Raw genomic sequence first — 820 nt, 5'->3', positions numbered from 1 at the left:
ACTCTGCGGTGCGTATCTGTTCGCCTGATTTCGCTTCCCTTGCGAAGTCCTATAGAGTGTGAGACTAATCACAACTTGACAGTGTTCACTTTGTTATACTGATCTCATCGAATACGGGGGTGGTTTTTATGGAAACAGTACGAGATTTGCCAACCGCTTATCATGTCCAGAACTCCTCATACTTCACTAACAGAAATTTGATGATACTGAAGCAAAATATGTATTTTCAAGAATACAACATGGGTACAACTGTTTTCCTTGAAGGTGACTTCGCCGATCATTTCTATTACATCCAGTCGGGAAAGGTAAAATTAACGAAGTTTTCCGAAGAAGGAAAAGAATATATCATGTCTCTTTTCCATGCAGGGGATTTTTTCGGKCAGCTTGATCCTTCTCACGAATCCAAACACAGCTTTACCGCTCTAACGATAGAAAAGTGTGAAATCGGTCTCATTCAAAAGACCGATCTTGAAATTTTGATATGGCAGTACGGTGAATTGGCCATTGAATTCATGAATTGGATGGGGTACATGCATCGGGTAACCCAGACGAAATTTCGTGATATAATGATGTATGGCAAACCTGGAGCTCTATGTTCCACTCTGATTCGGCTTTCCAATTCTTATGGATCGACAGACACTAATGGGATTCATATTTCACTAAAACTTACGAATTCGGAATTAGCCGATTTCATCGGCTGTTCGCGGGAAACCGTAAACCGGATGCTAGGGGAATTGAAAAACGCGGGTGCAATCTTAATAAATGACGGAATCATCACAATAACGAACTTAAATTACTTGCAAAGTATATGTAAATGTGA

At 40.3% G+C, this 820-nt stretch carries 1 protein-coding gene; it reads left to right on the top strand.

What is annotated here, in order from left to right; genetic code table 11:
- Window positions 1-128: 128 nt before the first annotated feature.
- Window positions 129-820 (top strand): Crp/Fnr family transcriptional regulator (locus tag AC1DWB_RS36410; RefSeq protein ID WP_477545911.1); only part of this gene is annotated, 692 nt, incomplete at its 3' end.

The organism is Paenibacillus sp. P4_E11, assembly GCF_056401635.1.
Note: the sequence above shows the minus strand (reverse complement) of the source record. Positions and strands in the feature narration are given on the sequence as shown.